General features: G+C 65.1%; 12 protein-coding genes. 6 read left to right on the plus strand and 6 right to left on the minus strand.

The window, feature by feature from the left end; translation table 11 throughout:
- The first annotated feature begins 164 nt into the window (after positions 1-164).
- The 5 genes from AC1RMG_RS06180 (at position 165) to AC1RMG_RS06200 (ending at position 8,627) form a co-directional block, all read left to right on the plus strand.
- Complete coding sequence (locus AC1RMG_RS06180; RefSeq protein WP_493168701.1) at positions 165-3,002, plus strand: ATP-binding protein; 2,838 nt, start codon at positions 165-167, stop codon at positions 3,000-3,002.
- On the plus strand, positions 2,989-4,179 hold the full coding sequence (pvrR, locus tag AC1RMG_RS06185) for a response regulator cyclic di-GMP phosphodiesterase PvrR (RefSeq protein ID WP_041118366.1): 1,191 nt from the start codon (positions 2,989-2,991) through the stop codon (positions 4,177-4,179). The genes AC1RMG_RS06180 and pvrR overlap by 14 nt, the downstream gene beginning before the upstream one ends.
- 106 nt (positions 4,180-4,285) lie before the next feature.
- Positions 4,286-7,471 (plus strand): hybrid sensor histidine kinase/response regulator, encoded by a 3,186-nt coding sequence (locus tag AC1RMG_RS06190; RefSeq protein ID WP_493168703.1) that lies wholly within the window; start codon positions 4,286-4,288, stop codon positions 7,469-7,471.
- A gap of 74 nt (positions 7,472-7,545) precedes the next feature.
- Positions 7,546-8,193: a response regulator gene (locus AC1RMG_RS06195; protein ID WP_401400193.1), complete on the plus strand. Its 648-nt coding sequence runs from the start codon at positions 7,546-7,548 to the stop codon at positions 8,191-8,193.
- Between the two features lie 26 nt (positions 8,194-8,219).
- Complete coding sequence (locus AC1RMG_RS06200) at positions 8,220-8,627, plus strand: TIGR03067 domain-containing protein (protein WP_015635749.1); 408 nt, start codon at positions 8,220-8,222, stop codon at positions 8,625-8,627.
- Between the two features lie 24 nt (positions 8,628-8,651).
- Here the strand turns inward: AC1RMG_RS06200 and AC1RMG_RS06205 are convergent, their stop codons facing one another.
- Positions 8,652-10,928 (minus strand): ATP-dependent DNA helicase, encoded by a 2,277-nt coding sequence (locus AC1RMG_RS06205; RefSeq protein ID WP_493168705.1) that lies wholly within the window; start codon positions 10,926-10,928, stop codon positions 8,652-8,654.
- Positions 10,925-12,571 (minus strand): VRR-NUC domain-containing protein, encoded by a 1,647-nt coding sequence (locus AC1RMG_RS06210; RefSeq protein ID WP_015635751.1) that lies wholly within the window; start codon positions 12,569-12,571, stop codon positions 10,925-10,927. Before AC1RMG_RS06210 ends, AC1RMG_RS06205 begins: the two co-directional genes overlap by 4 nt.
- A gap of 206 nt (positions 12,572-12,777) precedes the next feature.
- Here AC1RMG_RS06210 and AC1RMG_RS06215 point away from each other — a divergent pair, with 206 nt between their 5' ends.
- Positions 12,778-13,002, plus strand: coding sequence for a YgdI/YgdR family lipoprotein (locus AC1RMG_RS06215; RefSeq protein ID WP_011061484.1), 225 nt, complete (start codon positions 12,778-12,780; stop codon positions 13,000-13,002).
- Between the two features lie 16 nt (positions 13,003-13,018).
- Here AC1RMG_RS06215 and AC1RMG_RS06220 read toward each other — a convergent pair whose 3' ends face one another.
- The 4 genes from AC1RMG_RS06220 to eprS form a co-directional block, all read right to left on the minus strand.
- Positions 13,019-13,399 carry a hypothetical protein gene (locus AC1RMG_RS06220; protein WP_041118378.1) on the minus strand — a complete coding sequence of 127 codons (381 nt, stop codon included), beginning with the start codon at positions 13,397-13,399 and terminating at the stop codon, positions 13,019-13,021.
- Positions 13,400-13,563: 164 nt separating this feature from the next.
- The gene (pueA, locus tag AC1RMG_RS06225; protein WP_123430706.1) at positions 13,564-15,417 is read right to left on the minus strand and encodes a polyurethane esterase A; all 1,854 of its coding nucleotides are present in this window, start codon (positions 15,415-15,417) and stop codon (positions 13,564-13,566) included.
- Positions 15,418-15,530: 113 nt separating this feature from the next.
- Entirely contained in the window at positions 15,531-18,647 is a 3,117-nt protein-coding gene (locus AC1RMG_RS06230; protein WP_493168708.1) for an autotransporter domain-containing protein, read from the minus strand.
- Between the two features lie 65 nt (positions 18,648-18,712).
- Positions 18,713-21,691, minus strand: a complete 2,979-nt coding sequence (eprS, locus tag AC1RMG_RS06235) for an autotransporter serine peptidase EprS (RefSeq protein WP_370059184.1) — start codon at positions 21,689-21,691, stop codon at positions 18,713-18,715.
- Between the last annotated feature and the right edge of the window lie 138 nt (positions 21,692-21,829).

Genomic DNA, 21,829 nt, shown 5'->3' on the forward strand with positions numbered 1-21,829 from the left:
AGGCTGCACGATAGTCATTGAAAAAATGAACAGGCGAGGAAAGTTGCGAGGTTCGACGGATAAGGAAGTGCCTGAACACTGTAAGTGCCACAAACCTACTTTGTACCCGGCGATTTAAGAATTGTCTGATCCCTGCTTGGCATGCCCCCAATTACAGTTGGCGCATGAGATTAAAAAGCTACCTGCATCAGATCAATCCCCTATTTTCCAGTCCTGAAGCAGCCCGCCGGCTGCTTCGTGTCGTGGCGCTGATTTTTCTGGTCGGCCTGTTCGGCGCGGTCTACAACTTTCTTCGCTCCAGCCTGCACAACGAACTCTCACAACGGCAAAGCCACATGAGCAGCGCCATTGCCGAGGCCCAGGCATTCTTCACCAGTCGCTCGGCCCTGTTGGAAAGCCTGAGCCTGGCGGCGGTCTACGACCCTGGGGAACATATCAGCCCCCCAGGCGCCAGCGGTGCCTCCCAAGAAGAGACATACCTGCAACTGGGTGGACCGCAGGGCAACCAGTGGGGGATCTGGCTGACCCTGCGCATGCGCAACTACCTGCAAAACAAGCAACTGAACCTGCTCTACATTCCCGGCACCCGCGATCTGCAGGTGCAACGCCTGTTCAGCACCCGGCCACAGACCAGCGATCTGCCCGGCGGGTTGCTGGACAAGCTGATCGCTCTGAAGGCCGAGCAGATCCCTGTCGGCGAAGAACTTTGGCTGATGGACAACTCCGCGGCGGGCGCCCATCTGTACATCTTCACTCGCCTTGACGAACGCTTCGCCCACTCCGGCTGGCTTGGACTGGAGATGGACGGCAAGAGCGTCTCCGCCGCCCTCAGCGACCAGAGCGCCGGGGATTTCATGATGTTCAATTCCCAGGGCGGGCTGATTTTCAGCAGTGCGCCCAGTGCCCGACTGAGCGCCGACGTACGCCACGTCCAGGGCGGCAGTTTCTTCGGCTTTCTCGGCGGCCGCTGGTGGCCCGACCATCTGGTGATCCGCAAGCAGCTCGGGGCTACCGACTGGCAGCTGGTGTACTCCTTCGACCTGCAGAACCTGCTCAAGAGCCTCTGGCCGCAGTTGCTGGCGGCGCTGCTCATCAGCCTGACCGGCATGGCTCTGATCGGCCTGCTGACCCACTGGGTCGAAGTGCGCCTGATCGCCCCCGCCCTGCACCGGATCCAGGCCCTGGTCGAAAGCGAGGCCTTCAGCCGCGACGTGATCCAGATCGCCCCGGTGGCACTCTGTGTATTGCGCCGCAGCGATGGCCGGGTGGTGCTGGAAAACACCCTGTCCCAGCAATGGCTGGGCAACGGCAGCGAACGCGACCAGCTGTGTTCCGGGTGGATCGAGCAGGCCTTCGACCCGGCCCGCCCCAACAGCTCGGACTACTTTGAAACCGCCGACGGGCGCCATCTGTACCTCAGCTCCGCCCCCACTCGCTACAACGGTGAGGACGTGCTGTTCTGCGCCTTCAGCGATATCAGCGCTCGCAAGCAGATCGAGGCGGCGCTGGAAGAAGCCAAGCGTCTGGCCGATACCGCCAATGAAGCCAAGACCCTGTTCCTGGCCACCATGAGCCACGAGATCCGCACGCCACTGTATGGCGTGCTCGGCACCCTGGAGCTGCTGTCGCGGACCCAGCTGGACAACCAGCAGAAGGATTACCTGCAAGCCATAGAAGGCTCTTCCGGTACGCTGCTGCAGTTGATCTGCGACGTGCTCGACGTGTCCAAGATCGAAGCCGGGCAACTGGCCCTGGAGCTCAGCGAATTCTCCTCCCTGGATCTGGTGCACGAGATCATCCAGGGCTACGCGGCGGCCGCCCAGGCCAAGGGCCTGCAGTTCTATGCCTGTGTCGACCCGCAGTTGCCGGAGATCCTGCTCGGCGATGTCACCCGGATCCGCCAGATCCTCAGCAACCTGCTGAACAACGCGGTCAAGTTCACCGATACCGGGCGCATTGTCCTGCGGGTCCGCACCGAAAGCCGCGATGGCGAGCGCAGCAACATCCTCTGGCAGGTTTCCGACACCGGCCGGGGCATTGCCCAGGACGACCAGACACTGATCTTCGAGCCCTTCTACCAGACCGAAGGCAACACCAACGTGATCGCCGGCACCGGCCTGGGCTTGCCGATCTGCCAGCGCCTGACCCAATTGATGAACGGCAATATCCGCATGGTCAGCGAGCTCGGCCTGGGCAGCAGCTTCACCCTGACTCTGCCGCTGGAGGCCTCTGCCGTGCAGGGCGACACCCCGCTGATCAGCCCATTGCTGCCGGAGATGGTCTATGTGGTGTCCCCGGTGCGTGAACTGGCCGAATCGGTGGCGGGCTGGCTGCGCCGCTGGGGTGCCCGGGCCCAGTTCAGCCTGCCGAGCCCGTCCGACCGGGCCCGGGGCAATGTACTGATCGAACTACACCCCGGCAGCGTGGAGCAGCGCCTGGAACCCGACTGGCAGGGCCCCCTGGTGCTCGCCAGCGGCGATGGCCATAACGAACCGCGGATCGACGGCGGCAGTTGGCAGATCAACACCAACAACCTGCGGGCGATCCATCAGGCCGTCAGCCAGGCCCAGGGGGTATGGGTGGCCCAGAGCGAGGATCACTCCGATCACCGCGAGCTGAAAAAGCTCAGCCTGCATGTCCTGGTGGCCGAAGACAACGTGATCAACCAGTTGATCCTCAAGGATCAACTGGAAGAACTGGGGTGCAGCGTGGAGCTGGCCTCGAACGGTGAAGAGGCCCTCTGCATCTGGAAGGCCGGTCGTTTCAACGTTGTGCTGACCGATGTGAACATGCCGAAACTCAACGGTTATGAACTGGCCCAGGAGCTTCGGCGTCAAGGCTGTTCGATCCCCATCATCGGGGCAACGGCCAATGCAATGCGCGGAGAAGAAGAGCTCTGTCTTGCAGCCGGGATGAACCACTGCCTGGTGAAGCCCTTTGCATTAAGAGCGTTGTTCAACTATCTGGCGCCCTATGAAAGAGCCCCCCATGAAGTCCTGTAGCATTTTGATCGTCGAAGATCAGCCGTTTCAGTACATGTACCTGCAACACTTGTTCAACGAGCTGGGGCCCTACCAGCTGGAGGTGGCAAGCAGCGGCAAAGAAGCGCTGGAACGCCTCAAGCAGCGGCACTTCGACCTGGTACTGACAGACCTGCTGATGCCCGGCATGGATGGCGTGCAGTTCATCCAGAGCCTGGCCACCCATCGCGTGCGCCCGGCCCTGGCCATCATGAGTGCGTCATCCCGGCGCATGCTGATGGGCGCCAGCCTGGTGGCCCGCAACCTGGGGCTGAAGGTCATCGGGTTGATTTCCAAACCCGTGAACCTGGCTGCACTGCGTGCACTCACCGCTCAGTTGCCAGGACTCGCCAATGACAGCAGCCCCCCACAGATCGGGGTCGAATGCAGCCCAGAGACCCTGCGTGAAGCCCTGCGCAACGGGCAGATCCAGGCCTGGTTCCAACCCAAGAAAGCCTTGAACAACGGTCGCATCGTCGCCGCCGAAGCCCTGGTGCGCTGGATCCACCCACAACACGGCATGCTCCTGCCTTGCGACTTCCTGCCGGCACTCACCGTGGCCCGCCTCGAAGAAGATCTGCTGTGGCTGATCCTGGAACAGGCCTTGGAAGCCCAGGTGCACTGGCGCGAAGACGGCTATGACATCCCGGTGTCCATCAACCTGCCGACCCACCTGCTCAACAGCGCCGACCTGGCCGACCGCCTGTACGACTTCGTGATCCAGCACAACGGTGTGCCGGCCAGGATCTGCTTCGAACTCATGGAGTGTTCGACCCCGGAGCACATCAGCAACTTCTACGCCGGAGCCTGCCGCCTGCGTATCAAGGGCTTCGGCCTGTCCCAGGACGACTTCGGCAAGGGCTACAGCTCCTACATGAACCTGGTGTCGACACCCTTCACCGAATTGAAGATCGACCGGGGGCTGGTCCAGGGCTGCCACAACAATGAAGAAATAGCCCAGGCCCTGACCTGCATCATCGCCCTGGGCCGGCAACTGGGCCTGACGGTCGTCGCCGAAGGCGTGGAAAGCGCCCACGAACTGGCTCTGTTGCGCAAGATCGACTGCACCCAGGTGCAGGGCTTCCTGATTTCCCATGCGGTCTCCTCGCAACAGTTTCAGCAACTGCTGGCCCAAGACGGGCCGGCCACGGTGTATTAACCGATGAACCCATTGCCTGCCCACGCAACAGTCACTCATCGCTGACGGTCCTGCCCCAGAGATAGGAATCTCGGCGGGGCCCTTATATGTGTTTGGGAAATCAGTGATGAAAGAAAGCAGCACCTTGCTGCAGAACCTGGCTCGCAGCTTGCCCCGATTGAACATGGGCATACTGCTGGGCCTGGCGCTGCTGCTGTTCGCCACCCTGTACTGGACCCTCGAGCGTCTGTTCGATGAACAGAACAGCAACGTGCGCTTACATTTCGCCCAACTGATGGAGAACATCCAGGAGCAGGAACTGTTTCTCAAACGCCTGGCCGCGCGCCATTCGATCGACGCCCTGAGCCTCGACGCCCCTCATCACCTGAACCTGCAAGCCTTCCCGCCCACCGCAGGCCAGCGATCCCCCTTCGCAACGCCCTTCAGCCTGAGCTTGTACCCCCAACAGCCGGCGGCCGGCGAGCTGCCCAGGGTGTTCGCCCTGGAGCTACAACTGTCGAGCTTCTACAGCGCCTTCTGGTCAGGCTCACACCATGTCGCTCCGCGAACCTTTGTGTTCAACACCTTCGGCCATTTCGACATCAGCCACCCCGGGGAAAACACCACGTCCGACACCAAGGTGGCAGACCAGGTGCTGCACCAGCAGTTCGTGAAGAGCGACGGCTTTGCCGACCACCAGATCCATTGGCAACAGTACAGGCCGCCCGCGTCGGAAGCTCTACCGACCAGGTTCCTGGCGTACACCAACCTGCATGAGCCGGCTGCACTGCTGGATGTCCAGGGAGGCAACGACTGGAGCGTGGTCGCGTCACTGCTGAGCCTGGATGACCTCGATTACCTCGAGCACACCAGACACTGGTCGATCTACGACGACTTCACCCTCATCGAGCCTTCCGGCACCGCCCTCACCGGCGACCCGACGCCTGCCGACGTGCTGGGTGAAGGCCTCAACTTCGGCCTACAGGGGATGATCGTCAAGGTGACCAGCCAGACTCCGCAGTTGTGGACCGGGCTCTATGCCATCAGCTACAGGAACTACCTCGACTACGCGCTGTGGGCCATGCTGAGCCTGCTGGCCCTCGGGGTAGGCAGCATCGCCTGCGGCTGGGCCACCAGCCGCTGGTACCGCAACAAGGTGGTGGTCCCGGCACAACGGGCGCAGCAATGCCTCAATGAAAGCGAAGACTTCAACCGTGTGGTCATCGACACCGTTCCCTCGGGGCTATGCGTGGTGAGCAGCGACAACCTCCAGGTTATCCTGCAGAACCGTCAGGCCGAGCAATGGCAAGGCACGGCGCAACTGCTGTCTCGGCTGGCCCAGGACCGCAGCCTGATCGACGGCGGCGAAACCAGCCTCGACATCGACGGGCGCTATCTGCAGGTAGAGTTCGTCTCGACCCGCTACCAACGCCAGGATGTGCTGGTGTGTGCCTTCAACGATGTCACCCGGCATGTGGAAGATGCCAAGGCACTGGACCGGGCCAGGCGCTCGGCGGACGCCGCCAATACCGCCAAGACCCTGTTCCTGGCCACCATGAGCCATGAAATCCGCACCCCGTTGTACGGCGTGCTCGGCACCCTGGAACTGCTCGGCCTGACCCACCTGGACAGCCGCCAGAGCGACTACCTGCAGACCATCCAGCGCTCCTCCAGCACCCTGTTCCAGTTGATCAGCGACGTGCTCGACGTCTCCAGGATCGAGGCCGGACAAATGAGCATCGATCCGCTGGAGTTCTGCCCGCTGGACATGCTGGAGGATGTCTTGCACGCCCACGCTGGCTCTGCCCAGCGGCGCGGCCTGCTGCTCTATGCCTGCATCGACCCCAACCTGCCGGACCTGTTGCTGGGGGACGCCGCGCGAATCAGCCAGATTCTCAACAACCTGCTGAGCAATGCGATCAAGTTCACCGACAGCGGCCGGGTGGTGTTGCGGGTCCGGGTGCTGGAGTTGCGGGACCAGCAAGCCCGTATCGAATGGCAGGTCACCGATACCGGGATCGGCATTTCAGCCCAGCAGCAACCCCAGCTGTTCGTCCCCTTCTTCCAGGTACGCGACGCCTCCAACGAAGCCGGGGCCGGCCTCGGGCTGGCGATCTGCGAGCGCCTGTGCCAGATGATGGGTGGGCAGATGCAGGTGACCAGCGAGCCGGGGCTGGGCAGTAGTTTCTCTCTGCGCCTGACGCTGCGCTGCCTGCCAGGAGGGCTGCCGCCATTGCTGCCATGGCCCGAAGGTGCGCCAGTGTATGTCCGGGCTCCGGTGCCGGAGTTGCTGAAAAACACCTGTGACTGGCTCGGCCGCCTGGGAGTGCCGGCCTATCCGGCCCCCCTCGGCTGGAACGACGAGCCGCAGACTGGCGTGCTCATCGACATGCTGCCCCGGGATGGCCTGGCCTCCTGGCCTGGCCCATGCGTCAGTGCCGTCTCCGGGGGCCGTAGTGGCCGCCTGCCGCAGGCCACCTCCTGGCAGGTCGACGCCCACGATATTCGCGCCATCGCCCAGGCCGCGGTGCTGGCCCACCAGGGCCTGCCCCTGTGTCAGGCACAGGCACAGCAGAGAACCGGCCGCATGGGCCAACTGAACCTGCGCATCCTGGTGGCCAAACATAGCCCGATCAACCAGGCAATCATCAAGGAACAACTGCAGGCCCTGGGCTGCCAGGTGACCCTGTCGGCCAATGGCAAGCAGGCCCTGGAACACTGGCAGCCACAGCGCTTCGACATCGTGATCACCGACGTAAATATGCCACTCATGAACGGCTACGAGTTGGCGCGGGAGCTGCGTCGCCGCGACCCGCAACTGCCGATCATCGGTGTCACCGCCAATGCATTGCGCGAGGAAGGCATCCGCTGCCTCGCCGCCGGCATGAACACCTGGATAGTCAAACCCATGAACCTGCAGACCCTGCGGGGGCATCTGTCGAAGTTGTGCCCCACCAGCACCGCGACCGCAGCGCCCAGCATTCCGCCGGCCGCACCGTCCCGGCCTCCCCCCGACACAGCGCAAGGCGACCGGATTCAAGTCACCGAGAAAATGCGCCCGCTGTTTCTCAGTACCATGCACGAGGATCTGCGGCGGCTGGCGGAGGCGCTGGACAGCGGCGCCGGCAAGATCGCCGCCGCACGACTGCACAGCATCGCCGGCGCCATGGGGGCGGTGCAGGCAGCCCCACTGGCCAAGGCGTGCGCCGAACTGGAGTGCCGATTGCTGGACGGTGCTCTGACTGCGGATTTGCAAGCCCAGGCCAGGCAACTGATGCAACGCTTGTCCAGACTCCTGTTGCCCCTTGAATAATGGCCTGCTGGGTTTAATGTACCGACGGTCCCTAGCTCCTTTACTAAATTGCGTATTGCACGGGTGTGTTTGCCATGGAAAAACTGAAAGTAGTCATCGCTGACGATCACCCTATCGTGTTGCTCGGTGTGCGTGAGCTGATGGAGCGTGATGATCGCTTCGAGATCGTCGGCGAAACCCTGTCTTCCCAAGGCCTGATCCAGAAGCTGGAAAGCTGCCAGGTGGATGTGGTCATCACCGACTACAACATGCCCGGGGACTCGCCCTACGGTGATGGACTGAAGCTGGTGGAATACCTCAAGCGCAACTTCCCGCACGTGCAGATCCTGATCCTGACCATGATTTCCAATCAGTTGATCCTCACCCGCCTGCGGGAGTTGGGTGTGGTCGGGGTGATCCAGAAGAGCCAGTTGCACGAAGAAATCCAGATCGCCCTCAAGGCCATTGCCCAGAAAGCCGTGTATCGCAGCCTGGAGCCGGTCCCCAATTCGGTGCTGGAATCCAATGTCGCCATCGACGAGCGCATCTCCACCCTGTCGCCCAAGGAATTCGAGATTCTGCGCCTGTTCGTTTCCGGCAAAAGTGTCAGCGAGATCGCCCGCAGCCAGAACCGCAGCGCCAAGACCATCAGCGCGCAGAAGATCTCCGCCATGCGTAAACTGGAGGTGCAGAGCGACCAGGACCTCCTGACCTACTGCATTGGCCGCAATATATTCAACTGATTCCCAGCCCAAGGAACTGCCTGAAAATGGATTTGATTTCACCCGAAGCCGCCGACCTGCTGGAGCTGCAACGCTTGCAAGGTGCCTGGGAACAGATCGCGATGGAAGACAGCGGCGTGCTCAACCCACCGGACGAACACAGCGCCCCCGGCGCCCTGACCTTTATCGAAGGGCAGGATTTTCGCGTGGTGACCCCGGCCGGTGAACTGCTGCTGGCCGGCACCTTTACCCTCGACAGCAGCACCCATCCCAAGTCGATCACCTGGACCGACTCCATGGGCGCAGACGCCGGCCAGGCGCTGCCGGCCAGCTACCAGCTGAGCGACGATGAGTTCGTATTCATCGCCGCCGATGCCGGCCAACCCCGGCCAAGCCATTTCCGCACGGGCCCGGGCCAGACCCTGCGCCGCTTTGTCCGCGCTCGCCAGGCCTGAACCGGCGCAACCCTCCTGCCCGGCCTAGACGCCAGCCGCTGGCGCGTCCAGGGCCCACCAGCTCGGCAGCAGCTGGCGGACCCTGGGTTCGGCAAAGCGATCATCGATCAGCACCAGCACCCCACGGTCGGACTGGCCACGGATCACCCGTCCTGCCGCCTGCACCACTTTCTGCAGGCCCGGGTACAGGTAGGTGTAGTCATAGCCGGAGCCGAACAGCGCCGCCATGCGCTGCTTCATCTGCTCGTTCAGCGGGTTGAGCTGGGGCAGGCCGAGGGTGGCGACAAAGGCCCCGATGAGTTTCGACCCCGGCAGGTCGATGCCCTCGCCGAAAGCACCGCCGAGTACGGCGAAACCGATACCCTGCCCCTCTGGGCGAAACTGCTGGAGAAAGTCCTGGCGCGAAGCCTCGTCCATGCCTCGGGACTGGCACCAGAGCACAATGTCCGGGTGCTCGCGCGCCAGTAACCCGGCCACCTGTTGCAGGTAGTCGAAGCTACTGAAGAACGCCAGGTAGTTGCCCGGGCGCGCCGCGAACTGCCGGGCCATCAGCTCGACAATCGGCGCCAGGGAAGCCTGCCGGTGGGCATAGCGGGTAGAAATGCGGCTGACAATCTGCACCTCCAGCTGCCCGGCGTCGAACGGCGATTCCACATCCAGCCACACGGTGTTGTCCGGCAGCCCCAGCAGGTCAGCGTAGTAACCTCGGGGATTGAGGGTGGCGGAGAACAGCACCGTGCTGCGGGCCGCCGCCAACCGAGGCCCCAGCAGCGCCGCCGGCACCACATTGCGCAGGCTCAGGCGCGACAGGCTGCGCTTGGCGCCCAGGGCGCGCTTGCTGATGTCGAAGATGAACTGCTGCTCATCGAACAGCTCCGCCACCCGGGCAAACTGCAGCAGTTCGAAATACAGGCCCTGCAAACCGCTGTCCAGGCCCCGGGGCTGTTCGTTGAAATAGTCCCCCAGGGCCGCCACGCACAGGGCCAGGGCCTTGAGCAGCGCGGCAGGTAGCTGGGCATAGGCCTGATACTCGGCCACCTGCTCCTTGTGCAACGCATTCCACTCACGATTGAGCCGCTGCAACGGGCTCTTCAAGGCCTGGGGCGCGCTGCTGCGCACGCTCGCCAATTGCTGCTGGTCCAGGCTCGCGCTGTACATGCCACGCCCGCGCTCCACCAGGTTGTGGGCCTCGTCCACCAGCACCGCCACCTGCCACTGGTTGGCCTGGGCCAGGCCGAAGAGCAAGGCGCTGAAGTCGAAGTAGTAGTTGTAGTCGGCCACCACCAGGTCACTCCAGCGAGCCATTTCCTGGCTCAGGTAGTAGGGGCAGACCTGATGCTCCAGGGCCACCTCGCGCAGCGCCTGACGATCCAGCAATGGCACCTGGCTGGCGGCCTGGCGTGCCGCCGGCAGGCGGTCGTAAAAGCCCTTGGCCAGCGGGCAGGACTCACCGTGACAGGCCTTGTCCAGGTGTTCGCAGGCCTTGTCCCGGGCCACCAGCTCCAGCACCCGCAACGCCAGCCCCGGCACCCCGGAGAACAGCACCCGGGCGGCATCCAGGGCCAGTTGCCGGCCCGGGGTCTTGGCGGTGAGAAACAGCAGTGTGTCCAGCTGCTGCGCAGCCATGGCCTTGAGCATGGGAAAGATCGTGCCCAGGGTCTTGCCGATGCCGGTGGGGGCCTGGGCCAGCAGGCAGCGCCCGGTGCTCACCGCCTTGTACACCGACTCGGCGAGCGGGCGCTGGCCGCGACGAAACTCGGCGTGGGGAAAGCGCAGGTCGCGGGTGGCCTGGTCCCGGGTCGCGCGATGGTGCATTTGCTGTTGCGCCCAGTGCAGGAACAGCGCGCACTGGCGATTGAAGAACTCTTCCAGCGCCTCGGCGCTGTGCTCTTGCACCAGCGCGGTTTCGCCTTCGCTGAGCACATCGAAATACACCAGCGAGACACGGATGCTCGGCAGTTGCAGGCTCTGGCACAGCAGCCAGCCATAGACCTTGGCCTGGGCCCAGTGCAATTGACGATGGTTGTCGGGCATGCGCTCAAGGTCGCCACGGTAGGTCTTGATCTCCTCCAGCAGGTTCTGCGCCGGGTCGTAGCCGTCCGCCCTGCCCTTGACCAGCAGCTCGGCGTATCGCCCCTCCAGGGCCACTTCACTCTGGTAGCCGGGGTTGCGTCGCGAAGCCACGGTACGGTGCCCGGCAATGCCCTCCAGCGCCGTGGGCGATGGGGTGAAGCGCAGGTCCAGATCGCCGGCCTTGGCGCTGAATTCGCACAGGGCGCGCACCGCGACGCGATAACTCACGCGCTGGGGTCCTGCCACTGCACGTAGCACACCGCCACCGGCATCCGGTGTTCCTGGCAGAAATCCAGCCAGCGCAGCTGGTTGTCCTGCAAGCGATCCCCCGGGCCCTTGACCTCGATCATCCGGTAGCGCTTCTGCTCGGGCCAGAACTGGATCAGATCCGGCATGCCGGCGCGGTTGGCCTTGATGTCCAGCAGCAGGCGCTGGAACCAGTGTTTCAGGTGCTCGGCGGGCAGGCAGTCGAGGGCCTGGTCGAGCAACTCTTCGCTGAGCGCGCCCCAGAACACGAAGGGCGACTGCAACCCCCACTTGGCCACGAAGCGCTGGCGGATGCTCTGCCGGTAACGGCCATCGTCGAGTTCTGCCAGGCAGGCCTGGAACAGTTCGCTGCGCCGCTGATGGAAGTCCTCGCTGAACAGGTCCACCGGCCCACGCTGGAACGGGTGGAAAAACGCACCGGGCAAGGGGGCAAAGATCGCCGGCCAGCACAGCAGGCCGAACAGCGAATTGATCAGGCTGTTCTCCACGTAGTGCACCGGCGCCTGGGGCTGGTGCAGATGGGCCTGGACATGCAGTTCCACCGCCAGGCCGTCGGCGTCACGCGCCAGGCACAGGTCCAGGCGCTGCACCTCGCGGTTGGCCGCCCGGGGCGCCGGCGGCCCGCCCAGCTTGCGCCGCAGCCGGGGCATGATCCGCAGCAGGTGCTGGGCCTCGGCGGCGCTCTCGGGCGCGGCAGCGGCCTGCTCGGCCAGCGCCAGGGCGGCCTGGTATTGGGCGCTGCGCTCCAGCACCCGGATCAATCGCGATCGCGCGCCCGGGTAGGCGCACTCCTGGTAGATCTGCCGGGCCAGCGCCCACTGCGCCAGGCGCTCGCACTGCTGGCCGAGCTGAAACAGCAGCTTGGCCCGGCGTTTTTCCAGCCAGGGGTTGAGGGTCTGGAAGCGGGCAATGTGCGCCAGCACCTCGGGCAATTCGGCGCCGGCCTCGAACGCTTCCTGGCACTCATGCAGATAGAGGAAGCCGTCCACGTCTTCGCGGCTGCGCAGGCCACGGGCATCGGCACTGATCTCGACCTTCTCGTAGCTGTAGATGCCCAGGTCCGCGAGGACGAATTCCGACCAGTCCTGATACAGGTTGCCAAAGAACATCAGGCGCAGGCGATCGCACAGCGGCATCAGCGTCAGGCTCAGGAGCCGGTCTGGCAGCGCCGGGCACCACTGGGCGAATGCCTGGGGCGCCAGGCCCTGCTGGGTTAGCTCTTCCAGCCACTGGTCTTTCCTGGCCTTGGCCGCAAGCCCGTTGAAGCACTGCAGGATCTCGGCCTTTTGCAGCAGGCCGAACAGCTCTTCCAGGCAGAGCGGCGCCTGCTCATCGACCCAGCCCAGCGCCAGCAACGGCTCCAGGGCCACGGCGCTGTCGCCGATCTCCGGGTAGCTGAGCTTGCTCAGGCGAAAGTGCCGGCCCTTGCGCATCACCATGCGCACCAGCAAGGCCTGGGAAGGCTCGGCCAGTTGCGCGAAATCAAGGATGAAGCGCTGTTCATCGGCGCTCAGCACATCGGCATAGCGCAGCTGCAGCCAGTTCAATACCTGGCGGAAGTTGTGCAGGTAATAGAGGGGGTTTTCGAGGGGATTGGAAGTCACTGAACGCAAGCGCCACGGCTGATCGGATACTGGTTATGCATACAGATAACAGCCGGCGACCGGGTCTGGCAAACACTATTGGATAAATGGCACAGCGAAGTTTTTTACAATTCCCTGGCGAACTTTCGTCGTCTTCACTACACCAAGGGCCCATGGCTATAGTGTCCGGCGCCAATGCGCGTGCGCATCATTGATGAGAGGTCTGTATGAAAGTGAAGAACCTGGGATTGTTTCTGGCCGCTTGCGGCGCCATGGCCTTGGCCGGTTGCGCCTCGCCCACTGTGGTGACCCTGCAGAACGGCACCCAATACCTGACCCGGGACCAGCCCAAGACCAAGACCGCCGACGGCTTCTATGAATTCCAGGACATTTCCGGCAAGACCATCCGGGTCAAGGCGGACGATGTGGCCACCGTCCGCCAGGAAAAATGATCCGCTGCGGTTGAAGTCAGTGCGACCAGGGAAAGGGCCCCTGCCCTGGCTCGCAGAAAATCCCCAGGGGCTTGCCGCGCCTGGACAATTCGTTACGCACCTGCTGGCAACGCTCGCGCTCCCGGGCCTCGGCGTTGTCGATGCTGATGTTGCCGGTGGTATCCGGCCTCTTGTCGTCCCCCAGACGGACCTGGGCCCAGGGTTGTTCGGGTTGCACATGGAAGCGGCTCGGGGCCGGCTCCTCCTTCACTTCAGGCGCCGGCTGGCCGGCCGGCAACTGGTCCGGGGTCACCCCATAGCGCTTCAAAATCGAGCTGTGAGGCAATTCCTCGGCGGATGCCATGACCACCCACAGGGCCAGCACCACACCGCTCGCATACCTCTTGCTGTTACTCACCGTCAAAACTCTCCTGTCATTGCCGTAGCGTGAATGCCTGCCTGTACTAACGAGCTGACACGTTTCAGCTTTACCGCTATTGGAGTCGCAAATCGACTGGTAGGTCACTCTCCCCCGGCAATGAACGGTGCGAGGCCCATCGCAGGCCTCGCGCCGCGCCGGCATCAGGCGAGAACGATGCCGGAACCGTTGAGGTGCTCCAGGCTGACCCCCACCAGGGTCACCGAGTCCTGGCCGAAGGTCAGCACCGTGTCGTTACCACTGCTGCTGGCATGAGCCCGATAGTCCTGGTCCGGCAGCACGCCGCTCACCCCCATGAACACCAGCTTGTCGCCACCCTGGTAGCCGAGGATGCGGTCCTGGCCGAAATGCCCGGTGAACAGAAAGGTATTGTTGCCGCCTCCGGCTTCCATCAGGTCGTTGCCGGCACCGCCAACGAACACGTCGTTGCCCTGGCCGCCGATCAGGTGGTCGTTGCCGTCCAGGCCGAACAGCCAGTCGCCGCCGGCATGGGCCTTGAGCACGTTGTCGCCCGCATCGCCCCTGACCGACGAGGCGTACTGGGTAACCTGCCCGCCGGCCTTGAGGCCCTGGTCGGTGACCTGGTGGATCACATCGTCCTTGAACAGGCCCCAGAGAAAGCCCGGCTCCTTGCTCTGGATCGCGCCAATGTCGCGGGTCATGCTGATACCGCCATTGGCGTCGCGCAGGTACAGGGTCCCGGCGCCGTCGCTGGCAAAGCTGTAGTTCTTGACCGACTGCTGCAGGTCCAGGGTGTTGCTGCCCTGGCCGCCGAGGATGATGTTGTAGCCGCCGCTGTCGCGGAACGTATCGTTGCCGGCCCGGCCTTCCAGGTAGTCGTTGCCGCTGCCGCCCTGGATCAGGTCGTTGCCGTCGCTGCCGATGATGAAGGTGCTGCCCTTGTGGGTCTCGGCATTGCGGTTGAGGTCCTGGACCCAGGTACTGGCCCGGGCCGGGTCCGACAGGTTGGCTACCACGATGGTGGAGTCCTTGCTGGTGAAGTCGTAGAACTTCGACTCCAGCACCCGGGTCAGGCCGTCGCCGTAGCCGGTGGGCAGGTGGGAGAGCCAGGTGGGAATGTTGAGGATCGAGAACGGCAGCACATTCCACAGGGTCGAGGCGTAATGGTCGTTGAAGTTGACGATGTTGTTGGTCGCCGAGTCCTGGTGGGCGTCATGCACCCCGAGGGACGACAGGTTGAAGGTTGAGCCGTCCAGGGCGCGGAACACCGGGTCGTTCTCGTAGCCGATGTTCAGCACCTTGTCGCTGGCGCTCTGGGTCGGCGAGGCGTAGGCGATGTAGTTGGAGTCCTTGTAGAACCCCGACCAGCGTTCGCTGCTCAGGTCCGCCAGGCTGTTGACCCCCAGCCCGCCCAGGCTGTGGCCGCTGACCAGGACATCCTTGCCCGACAGGCCATTGGCCTGGGCGAAGGCGGCGACATCTCCCAGCAACTTGCCGAACGCCTCGCCGGCATAGTTCTTCGCATAGTCCTTGGGCCCCAGGGCCGCCAGCAGGTCGTTGATCACATCACCGATGGTGTCACTGATCACCGATTCCCGTGGCCCGCTGGTGCCGCGAAAGGCAATGCCGATGGATTCCAGGTGGCCCTGGGCATCGTACTTGCCGAGGATTTCCACCTGGGCCGTGCCGTAGCCGGCCTTCTCGCCAAAGAAGGTTCCCCGGCCATCGACCTTGCCGTCGTAGCCCAGTTGCTGGGCGCTGATGGTGGACCAGCCGGCCTGGTGCAGGGCATCCAGCGCGGCCTTCTCGGAGTCGGGGTTCCAGGGAATGCCGGGGATTACCCCCTGGGAATTGCCGCTGCCGATCAGCGCCGTGACCAGGGTCGCCGGCAGGCCCAGGCCGAAGCCGTTGTGCTGGTAGCCCTCGGCAAAACCGTTGTCGATGTTGTGGTAGGAGTACAGGGTGATCGCCAGCGCATCGGAAAACAGCGCCTTGGAGTCACTTGCAGTGAAGTTCTTGTAGTCAAACACACCCATGGTATTGCCTCTTCTGTTGTTGGAATTGTCAGAGCAAACGCATGCCGCCCAAGCCCCATGGCGGGACTCGGGCAACTCGGTGAAGGGCCGGGGGACTGCTGGCTACCCGGCCTTCAGAACTGCCAGTCCAGGGTCAAGCCGACCCCGTGACTCTTGTCCCGGGCCCCCAGCAACCCGTTGTAATCCAGGTTGACCCGAGTCCCTCGGCCCACGGCCATGCCGGCCCGGGCGCCAATGACCGCGGCGTCGCGATCCAGGGACAGGCTCTGCACCTTGAAGCCCTGCCCGCCCTCGACGAACCCCAGGTTCATCGTGGCGTCGGTGGGGCTCAGGTGGTGCTGCCAACCCAGGGTAGCCGACAGCTCCAGGCTTCGGGTCGAGCTCAGTTGCAGGCGTTGGCCAGCGCGCAGGCCCAGGGTCGTGAGCCAGGCCTCGCGGTGGTCATCCGCGCCCCTCAAGGCCGCGTCGCCGCCCTTCTCCTTGAAGCTGTCGCTGGCCACATTGACATAAGCCAGGTTAGCGAAGGGTTCAAGCGCCAGGGGTTGCAGGTCCAGGCTCCAGGCGGCCTCGGTGAACAGCTGGGCGCTCTGGGCGTCACGCTTGGTCTTGAGCCGCTCGGATTCCCCGGCAAACTGCAACTCGCGCTTGACGTCGATGCGGTGCCAGCTATAGGAACCGCCCACACTCAGGCGCACGGCATCCAGTTGCTGGCCGACATAGGCCCCCAGGTGGTAGCTGTCGACCTTGGCCGAGGAATGGGTACCGTCGCCCATGTTCAGGGAACTGTCGCTGTAGCCACCGAACAGCCCCAGGCGCCGGCCCTCGCCCACTTCACCATCCACCCCGGCCAGCAAGCCGCCGATGGAGGTGTTGTAGCCGGCCTGGGAATGCCCGCCATCGGCCTTGCCCCAGGCGCCCAGGACCTTGAACCAGGCGCCTTCATCAAGGCTCTGGGTGCCGTTGCCGACAGCCCCGGCGTCCTGGCGCAGGCGCTCGCCCATGGTGTCGCGCAGGTGACGGCCCTGGTTGATCAGGACACTGGCCACCGCCGGGTGGATCTCCCCGGACAATTGCTGGAAGGCCTGCTGGGCACTGGCGGCAGTCGGCGCCAGCAGCAGGCTTTCGAACAGCGGGCTGCCGGCCCCCAGTTGCTCGGCGGCAGCCGCCACCGACACCTGGTTGTCGGTCAGGCCGACACTGGCGAACGAGCGCGCACTGCGCTGTACCGCCAACTGCACACCAGTGGCCGAGTAGTCCAGGCTGCCGGCAAGGAACAGGTAGCTGGGCAACACCGTGCCGAAGCTGCCCTGGACCCCGCCCGCCGCATCGAGGATGTCGAACTGGCGCCCCAGCACGCTGCCGCTGCCAGTGCCCGAAGGCTCCAGGACCATGGCCAGGTTGGCCCCGGCAATGGTCACCTGGCCGCTGCTGACGATCCGGTCGCTGGCGGTCGGCGACACCTCCACGGCGTAGGTCGAGCCCGGCTGGAAGGTCACGTCGCCGGCCACGTTCAGGGTGCCGATGGAGTTGCCCGGGGCCACCGTGGCCCCGGAGTTGGCCGTCAGCCCGCCGATCCGGCCATTGCCGCCGAGGGTTGCGCCCTGGTTCACCGTCACCGCCGACGTCAGGCTGCCGTTGACCGCCAGGCGGCCCTGGTTGACCAGGGTCGGGCCGGCGTAGCTGTTGTTGCCGCTGAGCACCAGGGTGCCGATGCCCTCCTTGGTCAGGCCGCCATGGCCGCTGATGTCGTTGCTCCAGATGTCGAAGCCGCAGTTGAACTGGGTACAGCGCCGCTGGGTGGGCTTGCCGGCGTCCAGCAGCGCTCCCACCCCCGGCAGGTTGGCTACCCACTGGGAGGAACCATAGGCGCCATCGATCCGCAGTTCCTGGGGGATGTCCTGCTCGGTGACCAGCATGCCCGGGCCGCGAATGCCCTTTTGCAGGTCGATCATGCCCCAGCCATACAGCTCGTCGATGCCCGGGGCGCCCATGTCCCGGGCGGTGGTGCGCAGCACCCCGGCGATCTGCGCCGCATCCATATAGGGAAAGCGCTCCATCAGTACCGCTGCCGCACCGGCGGCATGGGGCGCGGCCATCGAGGTGCCGTTCTTGTTGGCGTAGCCGACCGTCATGTCTTCCAGGCTGGTGCCACCGATCACGGCGCTGTAGATCCGTGTACCCGGGGCCGAGACACAGAAGCTCGCGGTGTAGCCGCAGCGTGAGGAAAAGGTACTGATGGTGTAAGGCTCGGCGCTGCTGGTGTCCGGGTTCTGCTGCAAGGCCGCCACTGTCAGCCACTGCGGGGCGATTTCCGGGACGAAATAGCCCAGCCCGGCGATGGCGTCCGGGTTGTTCAGGTTGTAGTCGTTGCCGGCGGCGAAGATGGTCAGCACGCCACTGCGGGCCGCATTGATGGCACCGTCATAGGCACCGCCTTGCAAGGTGCCGAGCAAGGGCCGGATCTGGCTGAACTGGGCCTGGGCGTCACTCAGGCCGAAGTGCGGGAACGCCGGATCGCGCCCGCCCTTGGCGAATGCGTCGGTGATGCCGATGCCCCAGCTGTTGTTGATGATCCGCGCGCCACTGGCTACCAGGCCGTCCCAGCCGGCCTTGTACACCGCCCCATCGTTGCCCAGGATGATGCCGTCCTCGGGGCCGGGGTCGCCGTTCTCGGCACTGATGATCTGGGCGTCGAAGGCCACCCCATGCATGGCGCCGCCATCGCGGCTGCCGGCGGCGATACCGCCCACGTGAGTGCCGTGGGAACCGAGCTTGCCGTCCGAGCCCACCGAGGGCGTGCCGTCATAACGGAAGGCGTCTCCAGCCTTTACCGGAATGTAGGGATCGGTGTACTGGCGGATGCCGCTGGTCACCAGGGTGATGACCTTGTCGCTGCCGGCGAACTCGGGGTGCTGGGCATACACCGGCTGGTCGAAGATCCCCAGCTTGATGCCCTGGCCGGTGTAGCCGGCGGCATAGGCACTGTCGGCATGTATCGCCCCCAGGCCCCAGTCGGCCTTGAATTCGGCGCTGCGCCAACTGGCGGCGTCGCCGAGCTTACCGGTTTCCACATAGGGCGCCGCCTGGGCACCAGTGGCCAGGGCCAGGCAACCGGCCAGGGCGCTGGCCAGCGGGCTGTACGCCCAGGGTAGCTGCCGGCAGCGAGGCCATCCGGAGCGGGTATTGCGAAGATGCGGTTGTCCAGGTTGAAACTGCTTCACTACGACCATCCTTAGTTGTATGGGCAATCGACCGGCGCGACGACGCTCTGCGCCGGGGTATGGCGACCGGCGCTTCAGAAGCGCCAGTCGAGGTTCAGCCCCACGTTGTGGAACTGTTCGGCATTGCCCAGCTGGCCCTGGTAATCCAGGCTCAGGTCCAGCTGGGCGGTGACTCCAAGGCGCGCCTGAAGCCCCAGCAGCGCCGCATCCCGGGACGCGCTTGCGCTGTCCACGGCAAAGCTCGGGCCGCCGCTGGCGAATGCCAGGTGCTGGCTGGAAGTGTCATGCCCCAGGCGGTGCTGCCAGGCCAGGCTGCTGGACAGCTCCAGGGGCTGGCCGCGGCTCAGGCTGAGCCGCTTCAGGCCCCGGGCCCCCAGGCTGCCCAGCAGGGCCTCGGCGCTGTCGTCCCCGGCGCGCAGGGCCGCGGCGTCGCCCTTCTCGTGGAAGGCGTCACGCTGCAGGTGCAGGTAGGCCAGGTTGGCGAAGGGCTCCAACGTCAGGGCCGGTAGCTGCAGCCGATACGCTGCCTCGCTGAACAGCTGGCTGCTGCGGCCGTCGATCCGGGCCTTCTGCTTGGCGCTGGCTTCGGCGTATTGCAGGTCGCGGCGCACCTGGGCGCTATGCCAGCTGTGGCTGGCCCCCAGGCTCAGGCGCAGGCCGCCCAGGTCGCGCCCGGCATAGGCGCCCAGGTGGTAGCTGTCGATCTGCGCGCTGGAGTGGCTGGCGCCGCCCATGCGCAGCGAGGTGTCGCTGTAGCCGGCGGCCAGGCCGACCCGCGTGTCCGCGTCCAGGTCGCGGTCCAGCCCCAGCAGCACCCCACTGCCCTTGCCCTGGTAGGAACTGTGGCCCGAGTCGCCGTCAGTGCGCGCCTGCCCACCCAGGCCCTTGATCCAGAAACTCGCCTCGCCCTCCCCGGCATTTGGCCCCGGGCGCTGCAAGCGCTGGCCAAAGGCCTCGCGCAGGTCGCGGCCCTGATTGAGCAGGGTCTGCTCCAGGGCCGGGTAGATCTCCCCGGACAACTGTTGCAACGCCCCTTGAGCCGAAGCCGGCGAGGCCGACAGCAGCAGGCTTTCGTAGACCGGGTCGGCCGTGCCCAACTGCTCCACCGCCGTGGCCACCGCGCGCTGGTTGGGGCTGGCGGCCACGCTGGCAAAGGTCGCGTCGCTGCGCACCAGGCCCAGTTGCACGCCGCTGGCGGAGTAATCGACCACCGCGCCGAGAAACAGGTAGTTGGGTTGCACCAGGGCGAACTGGCCATCGATACCGCCCGCGGCCTGCAAGATGTCGAACTGGCGCCCGACCAGCCCCCGGACCTGCCCGGCGCTGAGCAGGTTGGCGTTGTGTTCCAGGCTCAGGCTGAGCTGGGCGCCCTCCAGATGTGCCCGGCCGCCGGCGACGATACGGTCGCTGGCGGTCGGCGTCAGCTCCACGGCGTAGGTCGAACCTGGCTGGAAACTCACATCGCCGGCCACATTCAGGGTGCCGATGGAGTTGCCCGGGGCCACGCGCGCGCCGCGGGTCGCGGTCAGCGCCGCGACCTGCCCGCTGCCACCCAGGCTCGCGCCACTGTTGACCGTGACCGCGGATGCCAGGCTGCCATTGACCACCAGCAGCCCGCCATCGACCGTGGTCGGCCCGCGATAGCTACTGTCACCGCTGAGCAACAGCCAGCCGGCCCCGGACTTGACCAGGCTGCCCTGGTACAGGCGCTGCGCGGCCGCCACATCCCGGGCCATGCCGATCGCGTAGTCGGTCAGTTCCTGCTGGCTGGCCTGGGCCCCCGGGCCCTGCTCCCAGCCACGATCCTTAAGAGTCTGTTGCCAGGCCTGGTGCTCGGCGGCATCCTCCACCTGGCGCTGGGCCAGGGCCTGGTCGGAGATGCCGTTGCTCCACACATCGCCTTGCCCGGCCTCCAGGTTGACCTTGAATTCCCCCAGCAACTGCCCGGGCCCGTGCAATGCCCGGCCCAGGTCCGGCACGCCCCAGCCCACCAGGCTGCCAGGGGCCTGGGTCAGCGAGCCATCGAGCTGGCGGGCGGTGGTCAGCAGCACCTGCAGGGCCTGCTGGTTGTCCAGATAGGGGTAGCGCTCCATCACCAGGGCCAGGGCTCCGGTGGCATGGGGCGCGGCCATCGAAGTGCCGTTGTAGGTGGCGTAGCCGCCCCCGGGCACAGTGCTGGTGATGGCCGCGCCGGGCGTGGCCAGGCACCAGTACTTGGCGATCCCGCACTGGTTGTATTTCTGCTGGTTGTTCTTGTCCAGGCCCGAGACCGCCAGCCAGTGCCCTTCCAGCTCCGGCTGAAAATACGGCAGTGCCGATCGCACGCTGGCATTGGCATAGCCGCTGTTGCCGGCGCTGAAGACGTTGATCACCCCCTGGCGCGAGACCTGCGCCGCCGCGTCGAGCCAGGTGTCCTGGCCGAAGTGCTGGGCATAGGCGGCGTGCAGGCCCTGGAGGGTCTGGTAGCTGACGTCCTTGGGCTGGCTGCCCCAGCTGTTGTTGATGACCCGCACCCCGGCGTCGGCCAGGGCACCGTACACCGCCTGGAAATAGCGCGGGTCGGGGCCCGGGCCGAAGAGCATGCTGTCATTGCCGTTGGTGTTGCCGACGTAGACCTGGGCATTGAAGGCCACCCCATGCATGCCGTTGCCGTCGCGGGCGGCGCCCATGGTGCCGGTGACGTGAGTGCCGTGGGTGTCGTTGTTGGCGTTGAGCACCCCGGACACCTGGAACCCGCTGCCGTCCTGGTAGCTGCCGCTGGCGATCACCGGGTGAAAGCGCAGGGACGAGGCTTCGGCATGGGCCGCATCGAAGCCCGAATCCAGGGCACCGATCTTGACCCCGCTACCGGTAAGGCCGGCGGCGTAGGCCTGGTTCGCCTGCATCCGGTCCAGGCCCCAGTCCTGCAGGTATTCGGCGGAGCGCCAGCTGGCGGCATCACCGGGGCGACCGGTTTCCTGGTAGGCCGCCTGGGCCCCACCCGGCAGGTTCGCGGCAAACGCCAGGAACACCCCGGCCGCCAGCACATTGAGCTGATGAACATTCACATCCATGTTGATGACGTCTCTTGTTGTTGTTCTGGGATCGACTTTCCGTAACCGATCAGCAACCACGGCTTACTTCATGGGACTGGCTCCTTGAGGGTTCGCGCCCTACGCCCAGGGGCGCCTGCTGCGGGCAAAGCTGTCGCC

The organism is Pseudomonas sp. GW822-FHT04H02, assembly GCF_058800645.1.

Coding starts and splice junctions, on each gene's coding strand:
- AC1RMG_RS06180 (WP_493168701.1), top strand. CDS start 165: ATGAGATTAAAAAGCTACCTGCATCAGATCAATCCCCTATTTTCCAGT.
- pvrR (WP_041118366.1), top strand. CDS start 2,989: ATGAAGTCCTGTAGCATTTTGATCGTCGAAGATCAGCCGTTTCAGTAC.
- AC1RMG_RS06190 (WP_493168703.1), top strand. CDS start 4,286: ATGAAAGAAAGCAGCACCTTGCTGCAGAACCTGGCTCGCAGCTTGCCC.
- AC1RMG_RS06195 (WP_401400193.1), top strand. CDS start 7,546: ATGGAAAAACTGAAAGTAGTCATCGCTGACGATCACCCTATCGTGTTG.
- AC1RMG_RS06200 (WP_015635749.1), top strand. CDS start 8,220: ATGGATTTGATTTCACCCGAAGCCGCCGACCTGCTGGAGCTGCAACGC.
- AC1RMG_RS06215 (WP_011061484.1), top strand. CDS start 12,778: ATGAAAGTGAAGAACCTGGGATTGTTTCTGGCCGCTTGCGGCGCCATG.
- pueA (WP_123430706.1), bottom strand. CDS start 15,417: ATGGGTGTGTTTGACTACAAGAACTTCACTGCAAGTGACTCCAAGGCG.
- AC1RMG_RS06230 (WP_493168708.1), bottom strand. CDS start 18,647: ATGGTCGTAGTGAAGCAGTTTCAACCTGGACAACCGCATCTTCGCAAT.
- eprS (WP_370059184.1), bottom strand. CDS start 21,691: ATGGATGTGAATGTTCATCAGCTCAATGTGCTGGCGGCCGGGGTGTTC.